The sequence below is a fragment of the Paenibacillus sp. FSL E2-0190 genome (assembly GCF_037992965.1).
GTDB lineage: Bacteria > Bacillota > Bacilli > Paenibacillales > Paenibacillaceae > Paenibacillus_AQ > Paenibacillus_AQ odorifer.
Map to the genome: position 1 here is coordinate 1,536,404 of NZ_CP150306.1, position 16,086 is coordinate 1,552,489.

The 16,086-nt window shown below is 41.7% G+C and carries 13 protein-coding genes; all 13 read left to right on the forward strand.

Features of this window, described 5'->3' with window-relative positions:
• The first annotated feature begins 5 nt into the window (after positions 1–5).
• Positions 6–236 (forward strand): hypothetical protein, encoded by a 231-nt coding sequence (locus NST25_RS06710; RefSeq protein ID WP_340393538.1) that lies wholly within the window; start codon positions 6–8, stop codon positions 234–236.
• Between the two features lie 239 nt (positions 237–475).
• Positions 476–2,035: a response regulator gene (locus tag NST25_RS06715; protein WP_076193035.1), complete on the forward strand. Its 1,560-nt coding sequence runs from the start codon at positions 476–478 to the stop codon at positions 2,033–2,035.
• Positions 2,032–3,822 (forward strand): sensor histidine kinase, encoded by a 1,791-nt coding sequence (locus NST25_RS06720; protein WP_076192957.1) that lies wholly within the window; start codon positions 2,032–2,034, stop codon positions 3,820–3,822. The genes NST25_RS06715 and NST25_RS06720 overlap by 4 nt, the downstream gene beginning before the upstream one ends.
• A gap of 184 nt (positions 3,823–4,006) precedes the next feature.
• Complete coding sequence (locus NST25_RS06725) at positions 4,007–5,308, forward strand: extracellular solute-binding protein (protein ID WP_076125404.1); 1,302 nt, start codon at positions 4,007–4,009, stop codon at positions 5,306–5,308.
• 228 nt (positions 5,309–5,536) lie between these two features.
• Entirely contained in the window at positions 5,537–6,349 is an 813-nt protein-coding gene (locus tag NST25_RS06730; RefSeq protein ID WP_232061505.1) for a sugar ABC transporter permease, read from the forward strand.
• On the forward strand, positions 6,349–7,170 hold the full coding sequence (locus NST25_RS06735; RefSeq protein WP_076185385.1) for a carbohydrate ABC transporter permease: 822 nt from the start codon (positions 6,349–6,351) through the stop codon (positions 7,168–7,170). Before NST25_RS06730 ends, NST25_RS06735 begins: the two co-directional genes overlap by 1 nt.
• Before the next feature lie 37 nt (positions 7,171–7,207).
• Positions 7,208–10,279 carry a glycoside hydrolase family 2 TIM barrel-domain containing protein gene (locus tag NST25_RS06740; protein ID WP_340393541.1) on the forward strand — a complete coding sequence of 1,024 codons (3,072 nt, stop codon included), beginning with the start codon at positions 7,208–7,210 and terminating at the stop codon, positions 10,277–10,279.
• Positions 10,280–10,437: 158 nt separating this feature from the next.
• The gene (locus tag NST25_RS06745; RefSeq protein ID WP_076185383.1) at positions 10,438–11,148 is read left to right on the forward strand and encodes a lantibiotic protection ABC transporter ATP-binding protein; all 711 of its coding nucleotides are present in this window, start codon (positions 10,438–10,440) and stop codon (positions 11,146–11,148) included.
• Complete coding sequence (locus NST25_RS06750) at positions 11,145–11,891, forward strand: lantibiotic immunity ABC transporter MutE/EpiE family permease subunit (RefSeq protein ID WP_340393544.1); 747 nt, start codon at positions 11,145–11,147, stop codon at positions 11,889–11,891. Before NST25_RS06745 ends, NST25_RS06750 begins: the two co-directional genes overlap by 4 nt.
• Before the next feature lie 2 nt (positions 11,892–11,893).
• Entirely contained in the window at positions 11,894–12,655 is a 762-nt protein-coding gene (locus tag NST25_RS06755) for a lantibiotic immunity ABC transporter MutG family permease subunit (RefSeq protein WP_076282265.1), read from the forward strand.
• 15 nt (positions 12,656–12,670) lie between these two features.
• On the forward strand, positions 12,671–13,330 hold the full coding sequence (locus NST25_RS06760) for a response regulator transcription factor (RefSeq protein ID WP_340394366.1): 660 nt from the start codon (positions 12,671–12,673) through the stop codon (positions 13,328–13,330).
• A 101-nt stretch (positions 13,331–13,431) separates the two neighbouring features.
• On the forward strand, positions 13,432–14,694 hold the full coding sequence (locus NST25_RS06765; RefSeq protein ID WP_340393547.1) for a HAMP domain-containing sensor histidine kinase: 1,263 nt from the start codon (positions 13,432–13,434) through the stop codon (positions 14,692–14,694).
• Positions 14,695–14,983: 289 nt separating this feature from the next.
• Complete coding sequence (locus tag NST25_RS06770; protein ID WP_036675873.1) at positions 14,984–15,757, forward strand: SDR family NAD(P)-dependent oxidoreductase; 774 nt, start codon at positions 14,984–14,986, stop codon at positions 15,755–15,757.
• Positions 15,758–16,086: the final 329 nt, after the last annotated feature.

Here is a 16,086-nt window from a genome sequence, read left to right on the forward strand (position 1 = left end):
GTCAGATGCTAGTACTGTTATTCTCGGTGATTGCTGTAGGTTGTATGGCACTTGATTTGCCTAGATTAATGCGAAAGCGCCGAGTGCGTGATCTTAGCGTATATTTTATTTTTTGGATTTTGGGTCTTGGTGCGACCTTCTGCTCGTTGTTAAAATTGAACATCCCCAGTCCGCTGTTTCTTATTATTTTTATCTATAAGCCAATAAATAATTTATTTGGATTATTGTTTCATTAACAAAGAAGCTGCAAATATCGCAGCTTTTTTTGTTGCATCATCTAGAAGTTTTTTCCTTAAATTTAAGAATATTTCATGGGATGAAAAATGAGAGGTTGACCATATTTGTCAGTGGGGCATATGATTTGGAATGAACAATTTTTAAGTAAGCTTACGGCTTTACTTGTCTAGAAGCTTGCTCCTTGTTGGATGTATTGTATACTAACAAATGGAAAGAAAACGGTTACAAGGGGGAAGAAATGAAACCAATATTCAAAATTATGATTGTTGATGACGAGATGCTAGTAAGACAAGGAATCAAACATCTTTTGGATTGGGAGAATGAAGGGTATCGAATTGTTGGTGAGGCTGCTAACGGTCTTGAAGCACTAAATATGATGGATGAGGTCAGCCCACATATCATCATTACAGATATTGTTATGCCAATAATGGGCGGAGAGAAACTGGTTAAGATTGTTAAGGAGAAATACCCTCATATTGAAGTAATCGTCTTAAGTAGTTTCAGTGAATACGATTATGTCCGATCCACATTTCAAAGTGGGGTAGCGGACTACATTCTGAAGCCAAAGCTGGAAGCTGATTATTTGTTATCCATCCTAAATAAAACCACTGCTAAATTGGTAGGGATGGAGATGTCCGATCAAGGAACGGAACCTGGCGAAAAGCAAATTTTGCTAGTTATCGAGAAGGTTATGACCGGATATGAGTCTGGGATTGAACATGCTTTGCTTCATGCGAAGTTTCCACACCCACTATTCGCTTTCTTCGGAGCGGATATGAGACATATTAAAGATTCTGGGGATAGGTTAACTTTCACACAGAAAATAGAAAAAGGGCTTAGTACGCTCCCTTTGGGTGATACAGTGTTTATTCGGTTGAAGTTTGTCAATGATTCAGTTATTTATTTGCTTAATGCAAACCCGGAACAGTGGGACGAGCTTGTTATAGAGCTCCGATATCTGGTCTCGGAAATGGATCATTGGGCGAGAGAAACACATTTCGTTATCAGCCAAAGCTTTACGGATTTTAATAAGCTGGGAGAGATTTATCGAGACAATTATTTAAAGCTTACACGATACAGTTTCTACTTGCCGGATCGAAGCTTAATTGAAAACGATCATTTGCCCAGCCTTCCGAGAGCCTATCAGGAATATGATATGGGCGAATTAATGGAACAACTGAAACGTAAGCAATACCAGAAGGCATTTACTGGATTTCTGGAATATGTTCATCTCCGTTCGATGGATTATCGGACCGATATTTTCGAATTCAAATCGTTATTGGGGAATTTCATATTTAACGTAGCGACCACACTTGGAAAAATGAAGTACGAGACTGGAGGCTTGGAGGCATCCAAATACGATTTCTTTCGAAAAATAGATGAAGCGATGTATGCCGGAGACGCAATTGCTGTTGCTGAAGCCTTTATTCGCGAAGCTGAACGTGCGATTGGTGAGACGAACCTAACGACCAATCCCAATATGACCCGATTGCTTGAATACATTCAGACTCATTACGCTGATCCCATCACGTTGACTGGGGTTGCACGGCAGTTTCATTTCAACGCTTCTTATTTATCGAGCCATTTCACTGCTCAGAATGGTGAAGGATTTAATGAATATTTGAATAAGGTCCGGTTGGAGAAAGCCATGGAGTTACTCGTGACGACGGAAAAAACAATTTCTGATATCAGCGCTAGTGTGGGGTATTCGGATCAGAGTTATTTTACTAAAGTGTTTAAGAAACAGGCTGGTATTTCTCCGAGCCAGTACCGAAGACGGGACGTAGAGCGACCATGATTGGAACTATCATTAACAAGATTAGAAAGCAGGGCCTATTTCTTAAGCTTTTTCTTGTGACCCTCATAAGCATTGTTGCTGTATCCCTGCTGACTTTGTCTATTACCATCCGTATGTCAGAAAATTTATTCTTAAAGACCTTCAGCATAACGAATGGCAAACTACTAAATCAGATGAAGACAAACTTGGAGTCCTACAACAACGTTGTAGCTACGGGTGCTACAATGACAGCTCAGAAAGGTGCCATCCGCAGCTATTTGTCTGGGGGAGAGACGGATTCATTGACACTCGCTATCAAAACCTACCAGATGACAGAAAGCATGCGGGCAGTCCGCTCCAACCTAAGTGCTTTTGATGTGGGGATTATGATTGTAGGTGCGAATGGCAGAAGTTACTCAACTGACCCTTGGTATTGGTCTGCTACTGCTGAAGAATTGAAGAACCACCCGATTACGAAAGCGACAGTGGCTCATCCGCAGCAAATTCTGTACCAGCTTTATCAAAAAGAGGATGGTCAAACCCATAAGAAAGAGATCATGTTAGTGGCTTCTAAAGCTCTATTTGATCATTCGACCGGCAGTATCTATGGCACTATGTACATTGCAATTCGTGATAGCGATTTCAAGGCCTTCTATGCCAATTTTACGAGTGAAGGTAATGATGTTGTGTTGCTGAATGCAAAAGGGCAAATCGTATCCAGCAACAGGACAGAGCTGATTGGACTGAACGATCAACAGCTGCTTCAAGAAGTAGTTGACGAACAGAGCACAGGAGACAATGGAGAATCTGTCTATGTGATGGGGAATGAACGGGTAGTATTCTCGGAATACTTGCCTGAATTTGATGTTTATTTGGTGAATCTGATCGATAAAAAAGCTGTGACCGGGCAGATGGTTAATGCCAAAGCAGTGTCGTTGACGATCATGGCTATCGTAGCCATTTCGCTTATTATTGTATTTTTGATTACAAGGAAAATGACGAAGTCCCTGCGTGTACTCGTTGAACAGATGTCGAGTATTCCTAAGGGGGGATTCGATAACCACGTGGATGTCGCCACTAGTAGTTATGAAGTTAAGGAGCTAGGCAATGCCTTTAATTTTATGCTTGATTCCCTACATGATTATGTTGATCGGTTGATGGAGACCCAGAAGCAGCAGCGTAATGCGGAGCTGGCCGCTCTTCAAATGCAGATCAATCCCCATTTTTTATACAATACACTGGCTTCTATCAAATTTCTGGTGCAACAGGGCAACAAAGAAAAAGCAGCTGGCACGATAAATTCGCTAATCTCACTCCTGCAAAATACTGTCAGTGATGTTCAATCCACTATACCTGTTAGTCAGGAATTAGAATCGCTGAAGCATTATGTATATATCAATCATGTAAGGTACGGCGAGAAGATCCGCGTGAATTATTTTGTGGAGCCTGAAAGCTTGGATTATCATATGCCAAAGCTAATTCTGCAGCCTTTTATCGAAAATGCGTTCTTTCATGCATTCAATCTTAAAGATGAGGGAAGAATTCTAATCATGATCGCCGTTCAGGAAGATCAGCTTGTATGCGAAGTTGTAGATAATGGTGACGGGATGGACCTTGATCCTAATTTTCTGAAAGAAGAACAGTTGCCAGCCTCGAAGCACAAACGCCAATTGTTCTCCGGGATCGGTATACGGAATGTTGATGACAGAATCAAATTGCTGTACGGAGAGAGTTACGGTATTAACATTACAAGCAAACGAAATGAAGGTACGAAGATCATAATTACGCTTCCATTGTTAAAAGGCTAAAAAATTTACAAAAATCTAAAATTAGTACCAGCGTCGATCTCAGAGGGAAAATAGAATCCAATAATAACACCAAAGCTAACAAAGATACTGCCAAAGAAAGCGAATACAAAATGATAATATGGAATTGTAGCAGAGAAAACGCTTCCATCTTTATTATTTTACAGATTAACAAGGGGGTTACGAAGTGAAAAAATTATTATCCGTGATGCTGGCTAGTGTGGTTCTACTTTCGGCATGTTCCTCAGGTGGAACGAAAAACGAAACGGGCAACTCCGGAAGCGAAGGTAGCAGTAAGCCACAAGAAATCACAGTTTGGGCTTGGGACCCAGCGTTTAACATTGCAGCCATGAATGTTGCCAAAGAAGCTTATGCGAAAGTCAATCCAGACATAACGGTAAACGTCGTAGAGAACGCGCAGGCTGATATCGTGCAAAAGCTGAACACAGGGCTGAACTCTGGATCTACGAAGGGTCTTCCTAACATTGTATTGATCGAGGATTACCGTGCGCAAAGCTTTTTACAAGCGTATCCGGATTCCTTTTATGAATTGACTGATGTTGTAAAAGCCGCTGATTTTGCGGATTATAAGATTGGCCCGACCAGTGTTGACGGCAAGCAATACGGTGTTCCGTTTGATTCTGGTGTGACTGGAATGTATGTACGGACAGACTATCTTGAGCAAGCAGGCTACAGCCTGGATGCACTACAGGATATCGACTGGAAGCAATATATCGAGATCGGTAAAGCTGTAAAAGAAAAAACCGGCAAAAGCATGATCACACTGGATCCCAATGATCTTGGACTTATCCGGGTCATGATTCAATCGGCGGGTGCATGGTATACAGGTGAAGACGGTCAGACTCCGACCATTGCAGACAACGCTGCTTTGAAAGAGGCACTTGTATTGTACAAAGAAATGATGGATTCCGGCATCGTGAAAGTTAACTCAGACTGGAGCCAATTTGTAGGCGCATTTAATAGTGGTGAAGTGGCAACCGTGCCGACGGGTAACTGGATTACCCCTTCAATTAAAGCCGAAGCTTCCCAATCCGGTAAGTGGGCAGTAGCTCCACTTCCTAAGCTGGCAGCAACAGCAGGCTCCGTCCATGCATCTAACCTTGGGGGCAGCTCATGGTATGTAATGAATGTAGATGGTAAAGAAGCCGCTGCGGAGTTCCTTGCAAAAACATTTGCTTCTGATGCTGATTTGTATCAGACGTTGAATACAAAAGTTGGTGTTATCGGCACTTTAAAAGCTGCGGCAAGCGGAGAAGCTTATTCAGCAGCGGATGAATTTTTCAAAGGTCAAAAGGTTGTATCAGATTTTGCGGCATGGACCGAGCAAATTCCTAACGTCAACTACGGCATGAACACTTACGCAATAGAGGACATTATGGTTGTAGCAGTGCAATCTTATCTTGGTGGAAAAGATGTAGATACTGTTCTGAAGGATGCCCAGAAGCAAGCAGATACCCAAGTTCGCTAATCACACTTAGGCTGTACAATCTAAGCCCTTGCTTCTACTTCTCCTGTAAATTGGATTTCTACAGAAGGATGGGTAGCAGGGGCTTTCATCTCTAATAAATCAGACAGAAGGGTGTGAAGTGGAGTGGAAAATGTAAAGCCAGGGCTAAGCTCTCAAAGACATAAAAGCTCTAAGGGTCAACGGCTGATCCATCTGACAGGTTGGTTATTCGTTATTGTGCCGGTAATTATGATCAGTATTTTCTATTTCTATCCAATGATTCAAGCCTTAATTCTATCCTTCAAGACAGGTAGAGGCAACAATCTTCATTTTACCGGCCTTGATAACTATATTCGGCTGTTTAGCGACACCACTTTCCTTACAGCCGTCAAAAACACTTTTATTTACTTGATTATTCAGGTCCCAGTTATGCTGGTGCTGGCGCTCTTTATCGCTGTGCTGCTAAATGACGAAAGACTGAAATTTAAAGGGTTTTTCAGAACGGCCATATTTCTGCCAACGGTAACTTCACTTGTAGCCTACTCCGTTGTTTTCAAGTACATGTTTGGAGCCGAAGGTATCGTCAATAAATTTCTGGTGAATCTGCATCTAATCAGCGAACCGATTCAATGGATTACTGACCCCTTCTGGGCCAAAGTCACTATCATTATCGCTATCACTTGGCGCTTTACTGGCTATAATATGATTTTCTATTTGTCCTCACTGCAAAATGTCGACAAATCAATATATGAGGCTGCTCATATAGATGGTGCGAGTGCATTTACACAATTTTTCAAAATTACAATTCCCCTATTGAAGCCGATTATCTTGTTCACGACGATCACATCGACCATTGGTACCCTTCAGTTGTTTGACGAGGTGGTTAACATCACGAAAGGTGGACCCGGCAATGCAACCATGTCGATTTCCCAATATATTTATAACCTTTCCTTTGAATACACACCTAACTTTGGATATGCTGCAACTGTCTCCTATTCGATTGTTGTAATGGTGCTCATTCTGACGCTTATTCAGAACAAAGTAGGAGGGGATAAGAGATAATGAAAACCAAACGCATGTTTACTTACGTATTTCTAATCATCGCTGCGCTGATCTCTATCTTTCCATTTATCTGGATGGTTATAAGCGCCACGAACCAGTCGGTTGATGTAACCAAAGGGACATTGTTGCCGGGTGCACATTTAGTGAAAAATATAAACAATCTATTTAGTTCAGTGGATATGTGGCAGGCTCTCTGGAACTCTGCAAAAATCTCTGTGGTGACTACTGTGCTTTCACTGCTAGTCGCATCGGCGGCTGGATATGGTTTTGAAATGTACCGCAGCCGGAGTAAAGATATCGTATTCAATATTTTACTTGCTTCAATGATGATTCCATTTGCGGCGATCATGGTACCTCTATTTCAAATGTTCGCAAAAGTATCTAGTGTAGTGCCTTTTCTGGGCATCGATACAGCATCGGCGGTCATTCTTCCGACATTTACAACAGCATTTCTAATTTTCTTCTTTCGTCAAAGTACAAAAATGTTTCCTAAGGATATGATGGAGGCTGGGCGCATCGATGGTCTTTCGGAATTTGGTTTGTTCTTCCGCATTTATATGCCAACGATGAAATCAACTTACGCTGCCGCAGCGATTATCACATTTTTAAACAGCTGGAACAATTATCTGTGGCCTTTGATCGTATTGCAATCACCAGAAAATATGACTGTGCCTCTTCTTATCTCGAATCTAGGCTCAGGTTATGCCCCTGACTATGGTCTGATCATGTCTGCGATTGTCATTACAACCTTGCCGACAGCACTAGTGTTTTTCATGATGCAAAAGCAATTTGTAGCTGGGATGACGGGTTCGGTTAAATAAGTTAGCGATCATGTTATGAATAGAGGAGGAAATATAGATGAAGCAGCAGGTTGAACGAAACCTCACTCCAAGTCTGGAATGGTTATCAGACCCTTCCATTTATGCAATAGGCAGAGTGCACGCGCATTCTGACCATCGATATTACCAAACGAAAAATGAAGCCGAAGCGCTTGGAGAAATGCCCTGGCGCCACAGCCTGAACGGCAGCTGGAAATTTAGCTATGCCCAAAATGCCATGGAACGACAGGTTCATTTTTATAAGGAGAACGTGTCTTGCAGAGGCTGGAAGGATATTAAAGTTCCCGGTCATATCCAACTTCAGGGTTATGGGCAGCCTCAGTACGTGAATACGATGTATCCATGGGACGGTCATGAGCATCTTAGACCTCCAATGATCTCTGAGGACCACAATCCTGTAGGCAGCTATGTCAAATATTTTGAAGTTCCTGCGGGCTGGGAGCAACGTCCGGTGTATATATCTTTTCAAGGAGTTGAATCGGCTTTTTATATATGGTTAAACGGGGAATTTGTTGGCTATAGCGAAGATAGCTTTACACCGAGTGAATTTGATTTAACATCGTACTTGACGGAAGGTGAAAATAAGCTGGCGGTCGAAGTCTATCAGCGCAGCACGGGGAGTTGGTTGGAGGATCAGGACTTCTGGCGCTTTTCGGGAATCTTTCGTGAGGTGTATCTATACACCGTGCCGGATGTTCATGTGCGGGATCTCCACGTTCAAACCGATTTGGATGAAAAGTTTGAGCAAGGAACGCTGACGGCTGTCATGCAATTGATAGGTAATTCTGCCTCAAAAGTGCTCCTTGAGCTAAAGGATAGAGCAGGTAATCTTGTAGCTAGTGGGGAAAGTGAAGTTTCAGGAGATTCCCTTTCGCTTACGCTTGCGGCAACAAAGGTGCAGCTGTGGAGCGCAGAAGCTCCTAATCTGTATACCCTTTACGTCTCTGTTTACAACGCATCCGGGGATCTTGTAGAAGTTGTGCCGCAAAAAATTGGTTTTCGGAAATTCGAAATGATAGATAAGATTATGCACTTAAACGGCAAACGTATTGTATTTAAAGGTGTCAACCGACATGAGTTTAATCCGCGCTTTGGACGCAGCATTACAAAAGAAGATATGCTATGGGACATAAAAACCTTAAAGCAGGCGAACATCAACGCTGTGCGGACATCGCACTATCCGAATATGACGCTCTGGTATGAGTTGTGTGATGAATACGGAGTCTATGTCATTGACGAGATGAATTTAGAGTCGCATGGATCATGGCAGAAAATGGGGGCAGTTGAGCCGTCTTGGAACATCCCCGGCAATAAGCCTGAATGGCAGGATATCGTGATGGATCGTGCGATTTCCATGGTAGAGAGAGACAAAAACCATCCCTCCATTCTAATTTGGTCCTGTGGGAACGAATCTTTTGCAGGAGAAGTAATTTTGAACGTAGCCAATTATTTTCGAGAGAAGGATCCTACTCGTTTGGTTCATTATGAAGGGGTGTTCCATAACCGTGAATATGATGATTCGAGCGATATGGAAAGCCGCATGTATGCGAAAGCGGCAGATATTGAAAGATATTTAACAGAAGATCCGTTAAAGCCATATATTAGCTGTGAATACATGCATGCGATGGGTAATTCCGTCGGGGGACTGCATAAATACACAGAGCTAGAACAGAAGTATCCAATGTATCAGGGTGGATTTATCTGGGATTATATGGATCAGGTGATTATAAAAAATGATCGATACGGTAAGCCCTTCATGGCTTATGGAGGAGACTTTGATGACCGTTCAACCGATTACAACTTCTCCGGTAACGGAATTGTGTATGCGGATCGGAGATGGTCGCCAAAAATGCAGGAAGTGAAATTTCTGTATCAGAACGTCAAGCTGCTCCCGGACAGTCAGGGTTTTACAATCAGAAATGAAAACTTATTTGTGGGCTTGGATGCTTATGAATTACAATACGCTCTGAACTATGAGGGTAGGGTCATCCAGCGTGGAACTGTATTCGCTCAGGTTAATCCAGGCGAGGAAAAATATGTAGAAGTTGATCTACCCGATATCAAGAATCAGTCTGGCGAGTATAGCTTGGATGTTTCACTTGTCCTGAAGGAAGATTCATTATGGGCGAATAGCGGTTATGAAATCGCTTTTGGCCAGCATGTTTTTCAAGTGGCCAATACGTCAGCCGAGGAGTCTTTAACAGATGCTAAAATAACATCTGTCGTGAATGATTTTCGCGTGGTTGAAGGAGATGTGAATATTGGTGTACATGGTCGTGACTTCTCCGTAATGTTCTCAAAGCAGGCGGGCACATTAATTTCTGTTAAATATTCAGGACAGGAAATGATCTCTTCACCGCCGGCACCACTCTTCTGGAGAGCAATGACAGACAATGATAAGGGGGCAGGAATGCATTTCGACTCTTCCCCTTGGTATGCAGCAAGCTTGACCCGTAGAACGTTAAGCTTCGAGCTCGTGGAGGAGAAAGATCGTGCGACCGTGACTTACGTGTATAAGCTTAGTGTATCAGAGGAGGGACGTGTACGTGTAACTTACACAGTGTTCTCCGATGGAAGCATACAGGTGAAATCAAGCTACCATGGAGCAGCGGGTTTACCAAAGCTTCCACTCTTCGCTTTAAGCTTTAAGGTGCCAGCGGATTATCACCAGCTGAATTGGTATGCAAATGGGCCGGAAGAAAATTATATCGACCGTGCGTGTGGAGCAAGATTGTGTCGCTTCCAGAATCATGCGGTGGATAATGTGTCGTCCTATTTGGTGCCGCAGGAATCGGGCAACCGCACAGGTGTGCGCGAAGTATCCATTAAGAACGATTATGGTCAAGGCATTATAATATCGGCACCCGCTACAGCCCCTGTTGAAGCCAATATCTCGCCTTACTCGGCAATGGAGCTGGAGAATGCGACACATCATTATGAGCTGCCGAACGTTCACTATACCGTTGTTACCATTGCTGGACGTCAAATGGGCGTAGGCGGGGATGACAGCTGGGGAGCTCCAGTTCTTGATGAATATCAAATCAATCCATCCTTAGATATGGATTTTGAATTTACAATTCGCAGAGCATGATGATAAAAATTCAACAGGCTCGGTTCAACGTTAAATTTGAACCGAGCTTTTTTTTATGCTCGTTATAATCCCGTATAATTTGAGCTCAGTAAAACCTTATAAAGTCCTTAGATTTGCTATATATGATCAACGTATAGCAAATGAGAGGATGATATAGGATGGGAGAATATATTTTACAAACTAATAATTTATGCAAGAATTTTAGGGGGCAGTGTGCGGTTAATGATATCAGCATAACCGTAAAAACTAATTCGATTTATGGAATGCTAGGCCCAAACGGCGCAGGTAAATCGACGACTCTAAAAATGATAACAGGGATTCTTCGAGCGACGTCAGGACAAATTTTATTTGACGGTCATCCATGGACACGTAAGGATTTACTACACATTGGAGCGCTGATTGAGTCCCCGCCACTTTACGGGAATTTGACTGCTGCCCAAAATTTGAAGGTACATACGACAATATTAAACTTACCGGATTCTCGGATTCGGGAAGTTCTTGAAATTGTTGATTTAACAACAACAGGCAAAAAAAGAGCGGGACAATTCTCTATGGGCATGAAGCAACGTCTCGGGATTGCGATCGCCTTGTTAAATCAACCTAGACTCTTGATTCTGGATGAACCGACAAATGGGCTTGATCCCATTGGGATTCAGGAATTACGTGAGCTTATACGCTCATTTCCTGCACAAGGGATTACAGTCATTTTATCGAGTCATATTCTACATGAGGTGGAGCAAATTGCCGATCATATTGGAATCATTAGTAATGGTGTTCTAGGGTATCAGAATGCAATATATCCTGGTGATGATTTGGAGAAATTGTTCATGGAAGTCGTGACTCGGAACAGACAGGAGGTAACAAGATGATCCACTATCTGTTATCCGAAAATCTTAAATTCAAACGAACATTTTCGCGAAAATTGATTGTTGCGGTGCCACTGTTTTTTCTTCTATTTTCATTTTTCACACAACAGAACCTGCAAACGGAAGACCACTATTTTATGGAAATGGTATTTAATTGGTGGCCGCTGTTATTCATGACCATAGGATCTGCTTTGTTGTCTACACTATCGAATAACAAGGATCGTAAGGCTGGAGGGTACCGTAGCTTAAGCAGTCACGGAATTAGTATCGCTAAACTTTGGCTCAGTAAAATAATTGTGGTGTCATATTATTTGCTGCTGTCTTCGCTGCTCCTTATTGCAGTAATGTACCTATCTGGTCTTTTGTTTCCTTTGGGTGCAGCACCCTTATCTGAAATTACAACAGCCGCTATTGTTGTTTGGTTGACCTCTTTGGGGATGATTCCAATCTATCTATTCTTAGCCGAACAATTTGGGGCGGTAGTATCTATTCTTGCAGGTCTGTTTGGGATGATTGTGAGTGTACTAGCAGCGGATCAACCTTCATGGATTTATGTTCCGTGGAGTTGGGCTTTAAGGTTAATGTGTCCGATTGTTGGTGTGCGTCCCAATGGTGTGGCTCTTTCAGCACAGGATGCTCTAAGAGACTCTTCGATTATTTTACCTGGAATTGTGGTGTCGCTTGTATTCTTTTTGGTAACCCTCACCTTAACTAGCTGCTGGTTTAGTAGAAGAGAGGTGCGATAGAGATGGTGATACTCCGACTATTACAAGCTGAATGGTTGATGACTAAGCACACTGCAATTCGTTGGTTGATATTCCTTGTTCCTGTTCTATATCCGATGATGGTACTTTGGTATTTTTCACAGCGTGCGGATCAGCTTCACATCTATGATGGTTATTTTTCATTACTAGCCTTTGGGTTGCCTGTTGGGATAGGATTATTCTCTGCTTTAATGAGTGGTTTAGAGGAGGGGGCAGGGGGATTCTATAATCTATTAAGTGCTCTTTCACGTCCGAAGTGTTATATAAGAAAACTAGGGTTCATAATCTTGGCGATGATATGGATCGTATTCGGTTCAACATCAATTCTAATACTGGGCATGAAAAAAATTTTGCATATAGAGCGGATACAATATCTAATATTCTGGCAAGGAGCTTGTTGGGTAGTAGGCACTGCTCTAATCTTAATGATCTTTCATCTCATCTTAAGTTATGCTGGAGGCATGGGACTTTCTCTAACGGTGGGTAGTGCAGGTACGCTAATTGCAGCCATCGTAGGTGGAACAATTGTAGGAGATAAAGTGTGGTTATACATACCGTGGGCCTGGTCGATGCGGATGATTCAACTTCCCTTATTTTATGCACAACCCAACGGGCTCATTGAAACGGAAGTATTGAAGCTGCAACTTATTCATTCCGTACCTGCTATACTTATTAGTACAATGGTAATGGCAGTGTTAGGCTTGATATGGTTTCATTACTTTCAGGGTAGGAAATCATATGAATAAATAGGAGTGAGGTCACTGGCTAATATTTTAATAATAGATGATGAACCTGATATTTTGGCGCTAGTAAATAATATTCTTAGCAAAGATCACCATAGGGTTACGATAAAAACAAGTGCACGACATATGCCTTTGAATGAGTACTCGACATTTGATTTAATCCTGTTGGACGTGATGATGCCAGATATCGATGGTTTTGAGCTCTGTACTCAAATCAGGGATATCGTAGACTGTCCGATTCTGTTTCTTACAGCTAAATCAATGGAAACGGATATTATGTTTGGACTTAGTGTAGGTGCAGACGACTATATCGTGAAGCCTTTTCGTGCAGGCGAGTTGAAGGCTCGGGTGAACGCTCATTTGCGGCGTGAAAATCGAGAGAAAAATCATATGTTAAGCGCATCTGGAGTGAAATTCAATCTCTCGGCAAAGGAGATTTTTGTTGATAAAGAGAAAATAAATCTCACTAAAAGTGAATATCAGATATGTGAATTTCTTGCTAGAAATAAAGGTCAGGTTTTTTCCAAAGAACAAATTTATGAATCGGTTTATGGCTATGACAGAGAAAGCGATAGCTCAACTATTACAGAACATGTGAAAAATATCCGCAATAAGCTGAGTGCGAGGGAGGTTTCACCGATTGAAACCGTTTGGGGGATAGGTTACAAATGGGTGTGAAACGAATACGGCTCCGTACAGTCTTCATTCAATATTTATTATCATTAGGTGCGTGTACTCTATTATTGGCATTTCTGTGTTTAGGGGTATTTACTCTCTTAATGCAGTATGGAATGATTGTTCCAGCAAACCATACCGAGCAATCCATTGCAAAGTCTTGGGATGTTTTGCAGCGTGCGCCACAAATTACGGAAGAAATGATCCCTTGGGGAGCGGAATATGCGGTATTGGATCAGCAAAAGAACTATATTTCAGGAAATATTCCTAAAGAACGTGCTCTAGATATATTGCAGAAGAATCAAAGCAGTTGTAATCTTATGGGTACAAACTGCACCGATGTGATTGAGCGGGAGCATGAGGTTATCGTACTGCAATATGCAATTGTACCGCAGTTCACCTCAAATTTTCTGCATAACACGCTGCCTAATCCGCAATTAACGCTATTGCTGTTTTTTGTAGTTCTGATGTTACTGGAAGTTATTCTGATTTCTGGATTTTTCGCTCGAAGACTGAGTCAAAAAATGGCTTCCTTGCAGGAAGCTGCACATCACATTGAAGCTAAAAATTTGGATTTTACTGTCGTGTTTTCTGGGGTCAGTGAAATTGATGAGGTGCTATCATCCCTGGAACAGCTGAGAGAGGAATTGAAAAAGTCACTAGAACAGCAATGGAATCTGGAACAAATGAAAAAAGAGCAGATTTCTGCGCTTGCCCACGACATTAAGACTCCTCTTACGATTATTCAAGGAAATGCAGATTTGCTGATAGACTCAGATTTAGCAGAGAATCAGCAAGAATATATAGGGTATATTTCCAAAAATGCAGATCAAATCGAACAATACATGGCAACACTTATTGAGATTTCTAATACAAGAAAACAAATTTCTCCCCGCTCTAAATGGGTTGCAACGGATGCCTTTATCCAGCAAATTCGTATGCAGTTAGATGCGTTGGTTGTCCCTAAGCGTCTTCAGATAGAATTCCACCAAGACAATGATCTGCCCCCTGAGGTGTTGATAGACAATGAGCTACTTCATCGGGCTGTGATGAATGTGCTCGCTAATGCGGTAGAGTATTCCCCGTATGAGAGTGTGATTTATTTGCAGGTTGAGGCAAAACAAGATCGGTGGAGTATAACGGTAGCAGACAGTGGATCAGGATTTACGAGTGAGGGACTCCAATCAGCAGTTAAGCAGTTTTATCGAGGGGACAGTAGCCGTACCTCCAAAAGTCACTATGGATTGGGACTTTATATTGCCGACACCATTGTCAGGCAGCATCAGGGCAGTCTGCATATTAGCAATTCTCCCCTGACGGGTGGAGGTCAAGTTCGAATCGACGTCCCAGTTCGTGGAGTTAGGTAGAGGTTTATTACACCTCTTAGACTAACATTGGATAAAACTTCTGGTTTATCTGATGAAATTCTAAGGGGTGTATTTTTTATGAAGATCAAAACCAAATTCTCAATTGTTGGAAAAGTAGATTAAAATATTGATTGCTATATACAATTAAATACAATAAAGTTGTCATATAGAGGATAATTTTGTCGATTTTTCTGCAAAAATGTTCCAATCCACATTGTATCAGGTGACATTAGGGTCTATGAGGTTCAAATCCTCTTCCTGAAAAAGACATAAGAAAGTGGTGCGCATAATGAGTAGCAACAGATTTGAAAACAAAGTAGTTATTATTACGGGTGCTGGTACCGGAATCGGAAAAGCTACAGCATTGAGAGTAGCAAGAGAGGGTGGTACTGTAGTAGTTGCCAATCGATCAGATGCTGGCGCTAACACAGTCGAAGAAATCAAAGCTTTAGGTGGAGAAGCGCTGTTTGTGCGGTCAGACGTTTCAGTTGAAGCAGACTGCAAAAATATCGTAGATCAAACCTTAGCAGCTTATGGAAAGATTGATTGCCTTTATAATAACTCAGCAATTACAGGAGATAATGCGGATGTTACAGAATATGATCCGATATTGTTTCAAAAGGTGATTCAGACAAATCTTAATGGCCAATTCTACATGTTGCATTATGCATTACCACATATGAAATCCGGTGCTTCCGTTCTAAACTGTTCCTCCTTGCATGGTATTTTTATTGGGATGGCAAATGATGCAGCTTATTCAGCAAGTAAACACGCCATTGTGGGCATGACTAAATCGGTTGCTAAAGAAGTGGGTCACCGTAATATCAGAGTAAATGCTATTTGTCCTGGTCCTATTCCTACACCAACCATGAACAGATACGAAAAGCTGTTGTCTGATGATGTAGAGATGCTTCAATCTCTTATCGCTTCTGGAACGGCTTTGGGCAGATATGGTACGCCTGAGGAAGTAGCTGCTTTTGCATGTTTCCTTCTAAGTGATGAGGCTTCATTTATTACAGGTACAGCACATGTGATTGACGGGGGCTACTCCGCAACTAAGTAATTAGACGGATTAATTTACTTATATAAGCATCTAGTATCGAAGGCTTTGCGGCGTATTCCTGTTCGAAAATCCTGTAGGATGAATGGACTGGAGTTGGAAGGCGCACGCAGAGCCTTTTTTAGTTGTTTCTAAATGATAACGGAATTACACAAGTGTGAATGAAATTAAGGCAAATATAACCATGGATATGTTGGAATTTGTAGAAATTTGTATTTTAATATAAATAAAAAAAGAAATTTGTCGATAATAATATAGGTAATAGGTATGAGTTAAAATATATTAGAAAGGATGTTGCAATAAAACGATACAGGAAATAGATGTCATTAACT

What these genes read in the sequence shown, in the direction of transcription:
- NST25_RS06710 (WP_340393538.1), top strand. Translation starts at nt 6, where the DNA reads ATGCTAGTACTGTTATTCTCGGTGATTGCTGTAGGTTGTATGGCACTT.
- NST25_RS06715 (WP_076193035.1), top strand. Translation starts at nt 476, where the DNA reads ATGAAACCAATATTCAAAATTATGATTGTTGATGACGAGATGCTAGTA.
- NST25_RS06720 (WP_076192957.1), top strand. Translation starts at nt 2,032, where the DNA reads ATGATTGGAACTATCATTAACAAGATTAGAAAGCAGGGCCTATTTCTT.
- NST25_RS06730 (WP_232061505.1), top strand. Translation starts at nt 5,537, where the DNA reads ATGATCAGTATTTTCTATTTCTATCCAATGATTCAAGCCTTAATTCTA.
- NST25_RS06735 (WP_076185385.1), top strand. Translation starts at nt 6,349, where the DNA reads ATGAAAACCAAACGCATGTTTACTTACGTATTTCTAATCATCGCTGCG.
- NST25_RS06740 (WP_340393541.1), top strand. Translation starts at nt 7,208, where the DNA reads ATGAAGCAGCAGGTTGAACGAAACCTCACTCCAAGTCTGGAATGGTTA.
- NST25_RS06745 (WP_076185383.1), top strand. Translation starts at nt 10,438, where the DNA reads ATGGGAGAATATATTTTACAAACTAATAATTTATGCAAGAATTTTAGG.
- NST25_RS06750 (WP_340393544.1), top strand. Translation starts at nt 11,145, where the DNA reads ATGATCCACTATCTGTTATCCGAAAATCTTAAATTCAAACGAACATTT.
- NST25_RS06755 (WP_076282265.1), top strand. Translation starts at nt 11,894, where the DNA reads ATGGTGATACTCCGACTATTACAAGCTGAATGGTTGATGACTAAGCAC.
- NST25_RS06765 (WP_340393547.1), top strand. Translation starts at nt 13,432, where the DNA reads ATGCAGTATGGAATGATTGTTCCAGCAAACCATACCGAGCAATCCATT.
- NST25_RS06770 (WP_036675873.1), top strand. Translation starts at nt 14,984, where the DNA reads ATGAGTAGCAACAGATTTGAAAACAAAGTAGTTATTATTACGGGTGCT.